The organism is Acidovorax sp. (assembly GCF_047607405.1).
Taxonomy (GTDB): Bacteria; Pseudomonadota; Gammaproteobacteria; order Burkholderiales; family Burkholderiaceae_C; genus Acidovorax.
Map to the genome: position 1 here is coordinate 1 of NZ_JASGDA010000129.1, position 14,251 is coordinate 14,251.

Genomic DNA, 14,251 nt, shown 5'->3' on the forward strand with positions numbered 1-14,251 from the left:
AAAGCGCTGTTCCGCGGCCTCGCCCATGCCCTGCTCGAAGAAGGCCACGCCACCGCCACCGGCCTGCTTGGCGCGGTGCAGCGCCGTGCCCGCGCGGCGCAGCGCGTCGTGCGGGCCGTCGCCCGGGCCCTGCGGGTACAGGGTGATGCCGATGCTCGCGCCCAGTTGCACGTCGCCCCCGTCGCCGCCCAGGTGCAGCGGGTGGCGCAGCAGCGACTGCAGCTTGCCCGCGAAGGTGAACGCCTGGCGCCCGGCCTGCGCGGCGTCGGCGCCCACGCTGTCGAGCACCACGGCGAACTCGTCGCCCGCCACGCGCACCAGCAGGCCCTGCGGCGGCAGGATGCCCGTCAGGCGCAGGGCCACGGCGCACAGCAGGCGGTCGCCCATTTCGCTGCCGCGCGCGTCGTTGAAGGTGGTGAAGCGGTCCAGGTCCAGCACCAGCAGCGCGTGCTGCGCGGCGCCCGGGCGGCCCTGCAGCGCAGCCAGGCTGCTCCATCAGCGTGAAGCGGTTGGGCAGGCCGGTGAGGTTGTCGAAGTGCGCCAGGCGGTGGATTTCTTCAGCGGCGCGCCTGCGCTCGGTGATGTCCTGCTTCAACTCCACGTAGTGGCTCACGCTGCCGCCGGGCTGGCGGATGGGCGCCACCACCACCGATTCGATGAGCGCCTGCCCGTCCTTGCGGTAGTTGACCTGCTCGCCCGCCCAGGTGTCGCCGCGCGCCAGGGCCGCGCGCAGGCCCTCGCGCTGCGCGGGCGCGAGGCCGTTGCTCGAATAGCTGGCCGAGGGGCGGCCCAGCACCTCGTCGCGCGCGAAGCCGGTGCGGCGCACGAAAGCCTCGTTCACGTATTCGATCTCTTCCTGCAGGTTGGTGATGACGATGCTCTCGGGGCTTTGCTCCACGGCGCGCAGCAGCTTGCGCAGTTCGGCATCGCTGGCGGCCAGGCGGGCAGCGGTCTGCTGTGCCTCTTGCACGCGCCGCGTGTAGCTGCGGCGCGCCAGCAGCGTGGCGGCTGCCGTCAGCGCCAGCACGCTGCTGAGGTACACCACGGAAGTCACCAGGCTGCCCTGCGGCATGAAATGGTGCAGGCCCTGCGTGCCCGCCCAGGCGAAGCCCACGAACAGCAGGGCCGTGAGCGCCGCCAGCACGAACGTGGCGCGCTCGCCCAGCAGCCAGCCCGACAGCACGATGAGCACCGGGTAGTTCAGCAGGTTGGGGCTGTACATGCCGCCGTTGCGCGCCGCCACCAGCGACACCGTCACCCACACACCCCACACCAGCAGGTAGGCCGCCAGCCGCCAGCGCCCGTGGCGCGTCAGCCCGAGCGCCAAGGCGCCCACCAGCCCGGTCACGACGTTCAGCGCCACGCGCTCGGGCCGCACGGACTGGTCCCACAGCTGCAGGATGGCAATGCCCAGGCCGACCAGCAGCACGGCCCAGCCTGCGGCGCGCACCAGATACCGGGTGGAAGCGTCGTCGTTTTCAGGGGACAAGGGGGCTGCGGCCATAGGAAGGCATCCTACCGCGTGCCCCGAGGCAACTTGGTCAATTAATGTCCTTCAGCGGCGCCATCGCGCACGCCCGAGCCCTTGCCCCGCGCCTTGGCGCGCGCGTCCTTGCGGGCCTGGCGCTTCGCGTCCTCGGCCTGCCCCGCCGCCAGCCATGCGGTGAATTCGGCAGGCGTCTCCAGCGTGATGCGGCCCAGGATGGCGCTGCGGAAGTCGGTCAGCACGATCTCGGCGGCCTTCTGCACGTTCACCCGACCGCCGGCCATCACCGCGCCGCGCTTTCTACCGATGGCTTCGAGCAGCGCATCGTCGGGCATGGCGGCGATGGCATCCGGCGGCAGCGCGAGCTTGTATCGCGCCTCCAGCAGCGGCGCGTAGTGCGCCTGCAGGCGGCGCAGCAGCTCCAGCGCCACCAGTTCCTCGTCGTAGGCGTTCTTGCCCACAGCGCCGCTGGCGGCCAGGTGGTAGCCGCTCTCGGGCACGACGATGCGCGGCCACAGCATGCCGGGCGTGTCCCACAAATAGAAGTCGTCGGCCAGCGTGATGCGCTGCTCGATCTTGGTAATGCCCGCCTCGTCCCCCGTCTTGGCCTGGCGCTTGTTGCTGAGGGTGTTGATCAGCGTGGACTTGCCCACGTTGGGCACCCCGCAGATCAGCACCCGCATGGGCTTGGCCATGCCGCCGCGCTGCGGGGCGAGCAGGTGGCAGGCGTCGATGAGCTTGCGCGCCGGGGCGGGGTCGCTGGCGTCGAGCGGCACGGCGCGCGTGTCGCTCTGGGCGTTGTACCAGTCCACCCACAGCGGCGTGCGGGCGGGGTCGGCCACGTCCTGCTTGTTGAGCACCTTGAGCGTGGGCCTGTGGCCCGTCAGCTCGGCCAGCAGCGGGTTGCTGCTGGAGCCGGGCAGGCGCGCGTCCAGCACCTCGATCACCACGTCGATGTCCTTGATGCGCTCGGCAATCGCCTTCTTGGTCAGGTGCATGTGACCGGGGAACCACTGGATGGCCATGCGGGGGGCTTTCGCTATCTGTTTGTTCAAAGGGTGGCAAGGATACCTACCCGTTCATCCACCGTGCGTGCTGCCCCGCGCTTCCAGCTCGCGCCGCGTCTTCTCCACTTCGGCGGTCAGCAGTTTTTCATCGGGCAAGGCCATCTTGTATTCGGCGGCCAGCACCTTGTTGGGCAGCCCTTCCAGCGCGTAGCGCGCCTCGGCCGCGCCTTTCTCGGCGCACAGGATCAAGCCCACGGGTGGGTTTTCGCCCGGCTTCATCCAGTGCTCGCGGGCATAGTTCAGGTACATGTGCATTTGCCCCGCGTCGGCGTGGTTGAACTTGCCGACCTTCAGGTCGATGACCAGCAGGCATTTCAGGCGGCGGTGGAAAAACAGCAGGTCGATGCGAAACCAGGCGTCGTCCAGCCGCAGGCGGCGCTGGCGGCCCACGAAGGCAAAGTCGTCGCCAAGTTCCAGCAGGAAGTCAGCCAGGTGGTGAATGAGCGCGTCTTCCAGGTCGGACTCGGAGTACTCGTCCTTGAGGCCCAGGAACTCCAGCACGAAAGGGTCTTTGAGGGCCTGCTCGGGCGTGATGGCATCGGTGGGGTCGGCGATCTCGCCCTTCCCCAACATCGCGGCCTTGTTGCGCGACAGGGCCATGCGTTCGTAGAGCTGGCTGCCGACCTGCCGGTCAAGCTGGCGCACGCTCCAGCCACCGCGCAGGGCCTCGGTTTCGTAGAAGGCGCGGGCGTGTTCGCTTTTGACAGAGAGCAGGCGGACGTAAGCCGACCAAGGGAGCGGAAACGCTTTGGCAAGGGTGGCTAGATCGGGAGAATTCCGAAGCGGCGATTCGGAAATTGCCGTCGCGGAAGTTTTGGCAGACGGTGTCTGCGGAATGGGCGCCGAGGATTTCGCAGACACCGTCTGCGAAATCGCCGATGCGGGCCACGCCAGGTAGAAAAGCCGCATCTGCTCCAGATTGCGTTCCGAGAATCCTCGACCAAAGCGGGCTGTCAAATCCACCGCCAAGCGTGCAAGCAGCGCCGTACCATACTCGGCCCGCCCCTTCCCGCCCTGCTCAAACTCCACGATGCGCCGCCCGATCTCCCAATAGCTGGCTGTCATCAGCGCATTGATGCTGCGCGCCGTCGTACGGCGGGCGGCTTGGAGCAAGGCAACGATGTCGCCATGGATGCCACCGTATGCCGCGTCCAGCGGCGCAGCCTTGGCGGGCCTCTTCGCTGGTGCGGTCCTGGCGGGAACGCGCTTCGTCATGCCTGCACCTCGTGGAACGGTTCAAAGGGTGGAAAGGATAATCGCCCCCATGCCCGCCTCTGCCACCCCTCAGCCGCCGCCCGCCGTGGACGGCGCATCGGCGCGGACGATGTTCGCGGCCTTGCTGGCCCAAGCCCAGGCCCACGGCGTGGCGCTGCGCAGCCCGCCGCCCGAGCCCACCACCTGCTGCGGGCGCGGCTGCAACGGCTGCGTGTGGGAGGGATTCCTGGGTGCCGCCGAGTACTGGCGGCAAGAGGCGCTGCTGCGGCTGCAGGGTTGATTCTTCAAGCCAAATCGGCCTCTGGCGCTTGCTGGACAAGCACCAGCAGCTATCAAATCAGGATCCCAACGACTCCACTGCCATGTAGCGCTCGCGCCATTGCTCGAACGGCAGCGTGTCCGCCGCTTCGATGGCTTTCTGTGCAGCGATGGATTCTTCGGCCAGCGCGGTGAAGCGGGCCTGCTGCGCATCGGTCCACGGCAGGGCCAGCAGCGCGTCTTGCGCCTGCACGGAGCGCTGGCGGGCGAAGTCCTCGAAGCGGCCCTGGTGCGCGCCGGTGATGCTGTCGAGCACACGGGCCGAGGGCGTGCGCTCGGGCGCAGCCATCAGGGCGCGGGCGTCGCGCAGGGCGGCGCTGTAGTCCTGCGTGCCGTGGGTGGCGTCCAGCGCGGCAGCCAGGGGTTCGCAGGCGGCCAGCACTTCGTCGCCCCATTCGGTCAGGGGCACGGCCTGGCCGTTGCGTTGCAGCAGCAGGCCGGGTTCACGGCCACGCTCTGCCGTCAGGTGCTGGTTGCGCTTCAGCTCGGCGATTTCTGCAGGCGTGTCGGGCGGGCTGTCCTCCAGCAGGCAGTGCAGCAAAAATACGTCCAGCAGCCGCATGGTGGGCGCGGTGATGCCGACGGGCACGAAGGGGTCCAGGTCCATCAGGCGCACCTCGACGTATTCGACCCCGCGCTCGCGCAGCGCGTGCAGCGGACGTTCGCCGGTGTACACGGTGCGCTTGGGGCGTATGAGGCCGTAGAACTCGTTCTCGATCTGCAACAGGCTGGTGCCCAGCTGGTTGTAGTCGCCGCCGGGGTTGCGTATGCCCAGGGCCTCGTAGGCCGGGTAGGGCTGGGTCAGCGCCTCGTGCAATGAATCGGCATAGCCTTGCAGGCCGTTGTAGCTGACGGCCAGCAGGGCCTGCGCGTCGCTCTGGTAGCCCAGGCGACCCATGCGCAGCGAGGTGGCGTGGGGCAGGTACAGCGCGTGGGGGCTGAGTGTTTGCAGCGCATGCTCGCGCCCCTGCACGAAGCACGGGCACAGCGCGGGCGAGGCGCCGAACAGGTACAGCAGCACGAAGGCGTGGCGGCGAAAGTTGCGGATGAGGGCGAAGTACTGCTCGCTCGTCACGCCCGGCAGCGACCAGTTGTAGTGGATGCCCGAGATGGTCTGCATGCGCCGCCCGTAGCGGTGGCCCAGGCCCATGCGATAGACGCTCTTGGCACGACCGATGTTGGAGCCGCCGTAGCGCGCGATGGGAATGGTCTCGTCCGTGGGCAGGCCGCAGGGCATGCTGGACGCCCACAGCAGTTCGCCGCCCTGCTCCTTCAGGGTGCGATGCACGAACTGGTGGACCTCGGTCAGCTCATGCAGGCAGTCTTGCACGCCCTGGTGTACGCCGGTGATCAGCTCCAGTTGCGATTCGCTGTAGTCGGTAGTGATGAGCGGGTGCGTGAGGGCCGAGCCCAGCGCCGCCGGGTGCGGCGTGAGGGCCAGGCCCCCGCCGGGCAGCACGCGCAGCCCTTCTTTCTCGATGCCGCGGCGGATGCCGCCCAGGGCGCCGGGTGCGATGGCAGCCAGTCTGTCTTTGAGTGTTGTGCTCATCGTTCTCAGTCCTTCGATTGGGGGCGGAACTTAGCACGGCAAGCCGGGAGACTGCTTGGACCGCAGTCAAAGAACCTGCGGCGCGCAGTATTCGTTCTGGTCAGAAGAATTCCGCCTGCATCGCGGGCACCCTCTTCGCTTTGGGTGCTGCCGACACATCTTCTGGAGACAACGCCATGCGGTCTCCTTGGAAGTTCGGGTAAAGCCGCGATAGCCGCTCAATACTGGCGTTCAGTTTTTGGAAGTAATGCGCGTCAAGCTCTACGCCAACGCTGTCATAGCCAATCGCCTCGCATGCGGCGATGGTTGATCCGCTACCAGCAAAAGGCTCCAGCACCACCCCCTCACCAACAGGCAAGAGGGCTCGCGCCAGAATGCGTAACAGGTGCTGGGGCTTGAGCGTGGGGTGCTCCCCGATGTCTTCTTCCAGACAAGGCGTTTTGCCAGACTGAATGATGTCGGGGAAGGGACATTCTGCCGTGAGACGACGCAATGCCCCTGTTTTCCACTTGCGCAAATTGGCCGCAACGGTGCGCTCCGCAATGGGCTTGCGAAACAGCATCCAGGGCTCGTAGTTTCCACGGGGCGTCACACAAACATCCGGGAATTCTTCTTCGGCCAGTTTAGGACGATCTCCTCCCCGGAAGCCTCGATAAAGGCGCATGACAGCACCTCGCACTTCAAAGCCAGCCTGCGCCATCCCATCCTGAACGAGGTATTGGAGCATGGGCGTTCCGGCCACCAGGGCATGTGCCCCAGGCACGAGCACAGGCATCAACGCCTCGCCAAAGCTGCGGAAATATGCCCGGACGTGCTCGCGCTCGGCAGGTGTAAGGGTTGTGAATCGAGGCAGCGGGGCGCGTTCACTGCCGCCGATTTTTGGAGGGATGCGCCACACCCCCCCCTTGCCGCTTCTCAGCTTGCCCAGCTCTTCGGGCGTGAATTCCACAATGCCAAACGGTGGGTCGGTGAGCACGCCATGGAATGAATGGGGTGCCTGCGACCTCAACCACTCAAACGAGTCAGCGTTGTGAAGTGTGTACATCTTGCTCGATTTTCAACTATAGGCGAAAGACTGTCAAACATGCAAAAGCTACATTTTTCGCATGACAGCACAAGCAATTATCGGGAGTTGTATCCGCCTCTTCCGGGAGAAGGCCGGACTCACGCAAGACGGATTGGCCCAAAAGGCAGGCATTTCCTACCAGTACCTCTCAGGATTGGAAAATGGGCAAGAGAACTTCTCCATTCAAGTGCTGGAGCGCATAGCGAGCGCGCTCCAGATACCGCTTCGCGTTCTGGTGGGCGCAGCCTACGACAACGCTGATGGAGCAAAACCGCCCCTGGTAGCGCCCCAATACTTCCGCCCTGAGGTGCCGCTACCGGACGGCCTCACATACTCTGATTTGGCCCGCACGCTGAACCACACGCTGGCGGTTATCCATCGCATCAATCGCAACCTGTTCGTCGAGAGCGGCGTCACGCTGCAAAGCCTTATCCAGGGCAATAACTTTTCAGGGTTGGTGTGCAACTTGCTCAGTGACAGCTTCGACAAATGCAGCCCCTACCGACACAATCACCACCAGCGCTATCCCGATCTGGTCAACGCGCAAGCCCATCATGGACAGGGCGAGGGGCTTGAAATCAAGGCCACCGTCAACATCGGCAAAGGCGGGGAAAGCCATAACGGCCACTCTGGCTGGCACTTGGTGGCCTGCTACAACTTCATCGAAGGTGGAAACATCCAATTCGTGCATTTGATGTTTGCACAGCTCAACGACCACCAGCATGCAGAGCCCGACTGGAAGTACGTTGGCAGCACCGTCAATGCAGAAACCGGCAGCCGCCGAACCGAAACCTTCAACACCACCCCACAAGGAAATGCAAAGCTGCGCGATGGTTCTGCGTATCTCGACACTTCCGTGGTCAATTTCAGCCGATGGCGGCACGACAAGACGCGAAAAATCCCCAGCTATTCCATCTGGGCTACCCGCTGACGAAGTAGCCCATCCACTGGCTCGAGCTCAGTGCCTTGCGGCCTGGGCCTTTCCGATCTCGTTGGTGCCCTGCGCGGCGCCGCTTTGTGGTACTTGCTCGCCGGTGCGGTCGGTCACTTCGGCCAGGCGGGCCGCGAGCTGCTCGGGCACGCTGTCGCCCAGCCCCAGGTGGATGCCCTGCGTCAGCGTGATGTGCGCGGCCTCGAAGGTGCCCGCGCCCGCGCACAGGATGGTGCGCGTGGGCGCGCTTTCGTGCGCCAGCACCAGCATGGCGGGCACCACGGCCTCGGGGCGCAGGGCGTCGAGCATCTCTTTGGGGAACAGGTCTTCCGTCATGCGCGTGGCCGCCGTGGGCGCGAGGGCGTTGGCGTGGATGCCGTACTTGGCACCCTCGATGGCCAGCGTCTGCATCAGCCCCACCTGCGCGAGCTTGGCCGCGCCGTAGTTGGCCTGGCCGAAGTTGCCGTACAGGCCGGTGGACGAGGTGGTCATGACGATGCGACCGTACTTTTGCTCCACCATGTGCGGCCACACGGCCTTGCAGCAGTTGGCCGCGCCGATCAGGTGGACCTGCACGACGAGGTTGAAGTCGGCCATGTCCATCTTGGCGAAGGACTTGTCGCGCAGGATGCCCGCGTTGTTGACCAGGATGTCCACGCGGCCCCAGGCGTCCACCGCCTGCTGCACCATGGCCTGCACTGCGGCAAAGTCGGTGACGGATGCGCCGTTGGCCATGGCCTCGCCACCCGCCGCGCGGATTTCATAAACCACGGCCTGCGCGGCGCTCACCGAGCCGCCGCTGCCGTCCACCGCGCCGCCCAGGTCGTTGACCAGCACCTTGGCGCCGCGCCGGGCCAGCGCCAGTGCATGCTGGCGACCCAGGCCGCCGCCCGCGCCCGTCACGATGGCCACGCGGCCCTTGAATTCGATCTCCATGTCCTGTGCTCCTGTGTTGCGAAAAATCAAGCGCTGCGAATGTACGCCACGGCACCGGCGGCACCCGGTTGCGCAGGCGACTGGTTATCCCTGCGCGCACTGGACAATCATGTGGATAAGTTTTGACAAGCCCTGTATGACCGCGCCAAGTGCTTGATTCGCAAGGGGCTTTGCTGTGTTGCGTAAAATTTGGGCAACCCTTATGCTCATTATTTGATAGCTGCTTGCGCTTGCTGCATAAGCGCCAGAGGCCAAAAACACCATAAATCCATGACCGCCATTCCCTTCTTCATCGCCAGGGTCGAGCCCGACGGACTGCAGTGCGACGCCTGGCCCGAGCAGCCCCTGCTGGTTTCGATGGAGCAAGGCGGCATAGCCTGGCCCAGTTCCTGCCGCAACGGCACCTGCCGCACCTGCATCGGGCAATTGGTGCAAGGCCGCGTGCGCTACCGGATCGAATGGCCCGGCCTCGCGCCCGAGGAAAAGGAAGAAGGCTGCGTGCTGCCCTGCGTGGCCTACCCCGAGTCGGACGTGACCCTGCAAGGCAGCGCCATCTGACCCCCCGGACTAAAATCCCGCGTTTGCCCGTTGCAGCGCCAGCGAAAGCCTTTTTCATGAACACCCCCCTATCCCCCGTGCCCATCTCCCCGGTCGAAGACATCGTGGCCGAGATGCGCGCCGGGCGCATCGTCATCCTGGTGGATGAGGAAGACCGCGAGAACGAAGGCGACCTGGTGCTGGCCGCCGACCACGTGACGCCCGAGGCCATCAACTTCATGGCCCGCTTCGGGCGCGGGCTGATCTGCCTGACCCTGACCCGCGAGCGCTGCGAGCGCCTGCGCCTGCCGCCCATGGTGGCGAGCAACGGCACCAAGATGGGCACGGCCTTCACCGTCTCCATCGAGGCGGCCGAGGGCGTGACCACCGGCATCAGCGCCGCCGACCGCGCCCGCACCGTGCAGGCCGCCGTGGCGCCCAACGCCGTGGCCAGCGACCTGGTGCAGCCCGGCCACATCTTCCCGCTGCAGGCGGTAGAGGGCGGCGTGCTGATGCGCGCGGGCCATACCGAGGCCGGGTGCGACCTGGCGGCCATGGCCGGGTGCAGCCCCGCCGCCGTGATCTGCGAGATCATGAAGGACGACGGCACCATGGCCCGCCTGCCGGACTTGCAGCTTTTTGCCGCCGAGCACGGCATCAAGATCGGCACCATTGCCGACCTGATCGAGCACCGCAGCCGCACCGAGTCGCTGGTCGAAAAAGTGGGCATGCGCACGCTGAACACCGCGTTTGGCGAATTCACCGCGCACGCCTTCCGCGACAAGCCCAGCCAGGGCGTACACCTGGCGCTGGTCAAGGGCCAGTGGACGCCGGATGACGTGGTGCCCGTGCGCGTACACGAGCCGCTGTCGGTGCTGGACGCGCTGGAGACGGGCCGCGCCATGCACTCCTGGAGCCTGGACACCAGCCTGCAATACCTCGCCGCGCAGGGCAAGGGCGTGGCCGTGCTGCTCAACTGCGGCGAAAGCGCCGACCAGCTGCTGGCGCAGTTCGAAGGCACGGCCCGCGCCGCACAGGCGCCCGAGCGCGGCCGCATGGACCTGCGCACCTACGGCGTGGGCGCGCAGGTGCTGCGCGAATGCGGCGTACACAAGATGGCCCTGATGGGCCAGCCGCGCCGCATGCCCAGCATGGCGGGCTACGGCCTCGAAATCACCGGCTTCATCCCCAAGGAATAAATCACATCATGTTTGGCGCAGAAAAAGGAACGGCGGACAAGCTGGACGGCAAGAAGCTGCACATCGGCATCGTCCAGGCCCGCTTCAACGAGAGCATCACCAATTCGCTGGCAGCGGCCTGCCGGGCCGAACTGCTGGCGCTGGGCGTGCAAGAGAAGCACATCAAGCACGTGCTGGTGCCCGGCGCGCTGGAGGTGCCCGTGGCCCTGCAGGCGCTGGCCGAGGCCAGCGAGTACGACGCGCTGATCGCGCTGGGCTGCATCATCCGCGGCGAGACCTACCACTTCGAGCTGGTCGCCAACGAATCCGGCGCGGGCGTCACACGCGTGAGCCTGGACTACCAGGTGCCCATTGCCAACGCCATCATCACCACCGAGAACATGGAACAGGCCATTGCCCGCCAGACCGACAAGGGCGTGGATGCGGCCCGCGTGGCGGTGGAGATGGCGAACCTGCTGGACGCGCTGTCATGAGCACGAACGCCCCCCGCCCCCCGCAACGCGCACCGCGCAAGGCCGCCGCCAGGCAGGGCCGCAGCCGCGCGCGTGAATTCGCGCTGCAGGCGCTGTACCAGCACCTCGTGGGCGGCAACGACGCGGCGGCCATCGACGCCTTCACGCGCGACCTGACGGGCTTTCACAAGGCCGACGCGGCGCATTACGACGCGCTGCTGCACGGCTGCATAGCAAACGCCGCCGCGCTGGATGCGCTGATCACCCCGCTGCTCGACCGCAAGCTGGCCGAGATCTCGCCCATCGAGCGCGCCACGATGTGGATCGGCGTCTATGAGTTCCAGCACTGCCCGGACGTGCCCTGGCGCGTGGTGCTCAACGAGTGCATCGAACTCGCCAAGGAATTCGGCGGCACCGACGGCCACAAGTACGTGAACGCCGTGCTCAACAGCCTGGCGCCGCAGCTGCGCGCCGCCGAGGTCGCGGCAGACAAGGCATGAAGTTTTCGCGCCGCGCCGAACGCATCGAACCCTTTTACGTGATGGAAGTCGCCAAGGCCGCGCAGGCCCTGGCGCGCGAGGTGGCGCACACCAGCGAGCCGATGATCTTCCTGAACATCGGCGAGCCGGACTTCACCGCCCCGCCCCTGGTGCAGGAAGCCGCCGCCCGCGCCGTGCAGGGCGGCGCCACGCAGTACACCAACGCGCTGGGCCTGGAGCTGCTGCGCGAGCGCATCAGCGGCTGGTACGCGCAGCGCTTCGGCGTCGATGTGCCTGCACGCCGCATCGTGGTGACGGCGGGCGCGTCCGCCGCGCTGCAACTGGCCTGCCTGGCGCTGATCGAATCGGGCGACGAGATTCTGATGCCCGACCCGAGCTACCCCTGCAACCGCCACTTCGTGAGCGCGGCGGAAGGCCGGGCGGTGCTGATCCCGACCACGGCAGAGGAGCGCTTTCAACTCAGCGCCGACAAGGTGCGCGCCGCATGGGGGCCAAAGACGCGGGGCGTGCTGCTTGCGTCGCCGTCCAACCCCACAGGCACGTCCATCGCGCCCGGCGAGCTGCGCCGCATCCACGACGTGGTGCGCGCGCACGGTGGCGTGACGCTGATCGACGAGATCTACCTGGGCCTGTCCTACGACGATGCCTTCGGCCAGACGGCGCTGGCCATTGACGACCGCATCATCAGCATCAACAGCTTCAGCAAGTACTTCAACATGACCGGCTGGCGCCTGGGCTGGATGGTGGTACCCGAGGCCATGGTGCCTGTGGTCGAGCGCCTGGCGCAAAACCTGTTCATCTGCGCCAGCACTGTGTCGCAGCACGCAGCCCTGGCCTGCTTCGAGGCCGAGAGCATTGCCGAGTACGAGCGCCGCCGCACCGAATTCAAGGCCCGCCGCGACTTCTTCATCCCCGCGCTGCAGTCGCTGGGCCTCACCGTGCCCGTGATGCCCGACGGCGCCTTCTACGCCTGGGCCGACTGCACACAGGCTGCCGCGCGCCTGGGCGTACACGGCAGTTGGGACTTCGCCTTCGAGGCCATGCGCCGCGCCCACATCGCCGTGACGCCGGGGCGCGACTTCGGCACGGCCGAGCCCGAGCGCTTCATTCGCTTCTCCACCGCCAACTCCATGGCGCAGTTGCAAGAGTCCGTGGCGCGGCTGCATAGGCTGCTGGCGTGATGGTGCCGTTCCAGTTCCCCCTCCGCGTCTATTGGGAAGACACCGATGCGGGCGGCATCGTGTTCTACGCCAACTACCTCAAGTTCTTCGAGCGCGCCCGCACCGAGTGGCTGCGCTCGCTGGGCCTGGGCCAGCAGCGGCTGCGGGAGCAAACGGGCGGCATGTTCGTCGTGACCGACGCGCAGTTGCGCTACCTGGCCCCGGCGCGGCTGGACGATGAACTCATTGTTACCGCCGCACTCCAAGACCATGGCCGCGCATCGCTGACAATAGTGCAGCAGGCGCTCCTGAAAACAGAGCAATCGCCGCCGCTGCTGCTGACCGAGGGCAGCGTCCGCATCGGCTGGGTGGATGCCGCCACGATGCGCCCGGCGCGCATGCCCGCCCCCCTTTTGGAACGTATCACACCATCGCCATGAACACCGCTGCCAACATGTCCATCATCTCCCTGGTGCTGCACGCAAGCTGGGTGGTGCAGCTCGTCATGCTGCTGCTGCTCGGCGTGTCGGTGGCCAGCTGGGCGGCCATCTTTCGCAAGCTGTTCGCCCTGGCCCGCGTCAAGCGGCTGAACGACGAGTTCGAGCGCGAGTTCTGGTCGGGCACCAGCCTGAACGACCTGTACGCCAGCGCCGCCCAGAACGCCAGGAACGCGGGCCCCATGGAGCGCATCTTCGCCAGCGGCATGCGCGAATACCAGAAGCTGCGCGAGCGCCGCATCGCCGACCCCGGCACGCTGCTCGACGGCGCGCGGCGTGCGATGCGCGCGAGCTTCCAGCGCGAGATGGACGTGGTGGAGTCCAGCCTGTCGTTCCTCGGCTCCGTCGCCTCGGTCAGCCCCTACGTGGGCCTGTTCGGCACGGTGTGGGGCATCATGCACGCCTTCACGGGCTTTGCGGGCATGGAGCAGGTCACGCTCGCCACCGTGGCGCCGGGCATCGCCGAGGCGCTGGTGGCCACTGCCATCGGCCTGTTCGCCGCCATACCCGCCGTCGTGGCCTACAACCGCTTCGCGCGCGACATCGACCGCGTGGCAACGCACCAGGAGACCTTCATCGAGGAGTTCTCCAACATCCTGCAACGCAACCTGGCGGCGCACCCGGCGTCCGCCTCGGGGCACTGAGCCATGCCCGCGATGGCCTCGCGCAGCGGCAGCCGACGCCGCTCCATGAACGAGATCAACATGGTGCCCTTCATCGACGTGATGCTGGTGCTGCTCATCATCTTCATGGTGACGGCGCCCATGCTCACGCCCAGCAGCGTCAACGTGCCCTCGGTCGGCAAGGGCGCCAAGGTGCCCAAGACGCGCGCGGACGTGGTCATCGAGAAGGACGGCAGCATCCGCTTCAAGGCGGACGGCAACGAGCGCACCGTGCCGCTGCAGAGCCTGGGCGCCACCACCCGCAACTGGCTCAAGGACCAGCCCGAGGACACGCCCGTGCTCATCAGCGCGGACAAGAGCGTCTCCTACGACTCCGTGATGCAGGCCATGGCCGCGCTGCAGCGCGCGGGTGTGCCGCGCGTGGCCCTGGCCGTCAAGCAGGGCGGTTGAACCGAATTCGCGCCGCCCGCTCAGATACCCATGCAAGCGCAAGACGACCGCGACCAGTTCGCCCCCCCGCGCCCGCCCGCGCGCATGCGCGCCATCGCGCTGGCGGTGCTGGCGCATGCGGTGCTCATCGGCGCGCTGACCTGGGGCGTGAACTGGAAGAGCAGCGCCGACCAGCCCGCCGTAGAAGCCGAGCTGTGGGCCGCCGTGCCCCAGCAGGCCGCGCCCCGCGCCGTGGAGCCGCCGCCCCCCCCCCCTGCGCCTGAAC

At 66.9% G+C, this 14,251-nt stretch carries 16 protein-coding genes and 2 pseudogenes; 11 read left to right on the top strand and 7 right to left on the bottom strand.

The window, feature by feature from the left end; genetic code table 11:
• The 4 genes and pseudogenes from QM569_RS15440 to QM569_RS15455 form a co-directional block, all read right to left on the bottom strand.
• Positions 1-438 (bottom strand): diguanylate cyclase domain-containing protein (locus QM569_RS15440; RefSeq protein WP_414988141.1); only part of this gene is annotated, 438 nt, incomplete at its 3' end.
• A gap of 175 nt (positions 439-613) precedes the next feature.
• A pseudogene (locus tag QM569_RS15445) lies at positions 614-1,504 on the bottom strand (PAS domain-containing protein); the annotation flags it as partial.
• A 41-nt stretch (positions 1,505-1,545) separates the two neighbouring features.
• The gene (gene ylqF / locus QM569_RS15450) at positions 1,546-2,511 is read right to left on the bottom strand and encodes a ribosome biogenesis GTPase YlqF (RefSeq protein WP_414988127.1); all 966 of its coding nucleotides are present in this window, start codon (positions 2,509-2,511) and stop codon (positions 1,546-1,548) included.
• A gap of 54 nt (positions 2,512-2,565) precedes the next feature.
• Complete coding sequence (locus tag QM569_RS15455) at positions 2,566-3,768, bottom strand: PDDEXK nuclease domain-containing protein (protein WP_414988128.1); 1,203 nt, start codon at positions 3,766-3,768, stop codon at positions 2,566-2,568.
• Between the two features lie 49 nt (positions 3,769-3,817).
• Between QM569_RS15455 and QM569_RS15460 the strand changes: the two genes are divergently transcribed.
• Positions 3,818-4,048, top strand: coding sequence for an oxidoreductase-like domain-containing protein (locus QM569_RS15460; RefSeq protein ID WP_414988129.1), 231 nt, complete (start codon positions 3,818-3,820; stop codon positions 4,046-4,048).
• Between the two features lie 57 nt (positions 4,049-4,105).
• Here the strand turns inward: QM569_RS15460 and gshA are convergent, their stop codons facing one another.
• Together gshA and QM569_RS15470 are read right to left on the bottom strand one after the other, a co-directional pair.
• The gene (gshA, locus tag QM569_RS15465) at positions 4,106-5,635 is read right to left on the bottom strand and encodes a glutamate--cysteine ligase (protein ID WP_414988130.1); all 1,530 of its coding nucleotides are present in this window, start codon (positions 5,633-5,635) and stop codon (positions 4,106-4,108) included.
• A 100-nt stretch (positions 5,636-5,735) separates the two neighbouring features.
• Entirely contained in the window at positions 5,736-6,680 is a 945-nt protein-coding gene (locus tag QM569_RS15470; protein ID WP_414988131.1) for a DNA methyltransferase, read from the bottom strand.
• Between the two features lie 61 nt (positions 6,681-6,741).
• On the opposite strand from QM569_RS15470, the gene QM569_RS15475 reads away from it, so the two are divergent.
• Positions 6,742-7,632, top strand: a complete 891-nt coding sequence (locus QM569_RS15475) for a helix-turn-helix domain-containing protein (protein WP_414988132.1) — start codon at positions 6,742-6,744, stop codon at positions 7,630-7,632.
• Positions 7,633-7,659: 27 nt separating this feature from the next.
• Here the strand turns inward: QM569_RS15475 and QM569_RS15480 are convergent, their stop codons facing one another.
• A complete protein-coding gene (locus QM569_RS15480) occupies positions 7,660-8,568 on the bottom strand; it encodes an SDR family oxidoreductase (protein WP_414988133.1) in 909 nt (302 codons plus the stop codon).
• 270 nt (positions 8,569-8,838) lie between these two features.
• On the opposite strand from QM569_RS15480, the gene QM569_RS15485 reads away from it, so the two are divergent.
• The 9 genes and pseudogenes from QM569_RS15485 to QM569_RS15525 all read left to right on the top strand — a co-directional run.
• Positions 8,839-9,126, top strand: coding sequence for a 2Fe-2S iron-sulfur cluster-binding protein (locus QM569_RS15485; protein ID WP_414988134.1), 288 nt, complete (start codon positions 8,839-8,841; stop codon positions 9,124-9,126).
• Between the two features lie 56 nt (positions 9,127-9,182).
• Positions 9,183-10,304 (top strand): bifunctional 3,4-dihydroxy-2-butanone-4-phosphate synthase/GTP cyclohydrolase II, encoded by a 1,122-nt coding sequence (gene ribBA, locus QM569_RS15490; RefSeq protein ID WP_414988135.1) that lies wholly within the window; start codon positions 9,183-9,185, stop codon positions 10,302-10,304.
• 8 nt (positions 10,305-10,312) lie between these two features.
• A complete protein-coding gene (ribH, locus tag QM569_RS15495) occupies positions 10,313-10,777 on the top strand; it encodes a 6,7-dimethyl-8-ribityllumazine synthase (RefSeq protein WP_414988136.1) in 465 nt (154 codons plus the stop codon).
• Positions 10,774-11,256 (top strand): transcription antitermination factor NusB, encoded by a 483-nt coding sequence (nusB, locus tag QM569_RS15500; protein WP_414988137.1) that lies wholly within the window; start codon positions 10,774-10,776, stop codon positions 11,254-11,256. The genes ribH and nusB overlap by 4 nt, the downstream gene beginning before the upstream one ends.
• Entirely contained in the window at positions 11,253-12,437 is a 1,185-nt protein-coding gene (locus QM569_RS15505) for a pyridoxal phosphate-dependent aminotransferase (RefSeq protein WP_414988138.1), read from the top strand. Before nusB ends, QM569_RS15505 begins: the two co-directional genes overlap by 4 nt.
• 2 nt (positions 12,438-12,439) lie before the next feature.
• Positions 12,440-12,856: a tol-pal system-associated acyl-CoA thioesterase gene (ybgC, locus tag QM569_RS15510; RefSeq protein WP_414988142.1), complete on the top strand. Its 417-nt coding sequence runs from the start codon at positions 12,440-12,442 to the stop codon at positions 12,854-12,856.
• Positions 12,853-13,557, top strand: a complete 705-nt coding sequence (tolQ, locus tag QM569_RS15515) for a protein TolQ (RefSeq protein WP_414988139.1) — start codon at positions 12,853-12,855, stop codon at positions 13,555-13,557. The genes ybgC and tolQ overlap by 4 nt, the downstream gene beginning before the upstream one ends.
• A 3-nt stretch (positions 13,558-13,560) precedes the next feature.
• On the top strand, positions 13,561-13,986 hold the full coding sequence (locus tag QM569_RS15520; protein WP_414988140.1) for an ExbD/TolR family protein: 426 nt from the start codon (positions 13,561-13,563) through the stop codon (positions 13,984-13,986).
• 30 nt (positions 13,987-14,016) lie between these two features.
• A pseudogene (locus QM569_RS15525) lies at positions 14,017-14,251 on the top strand (protein TolA); the annotation flags it as partial.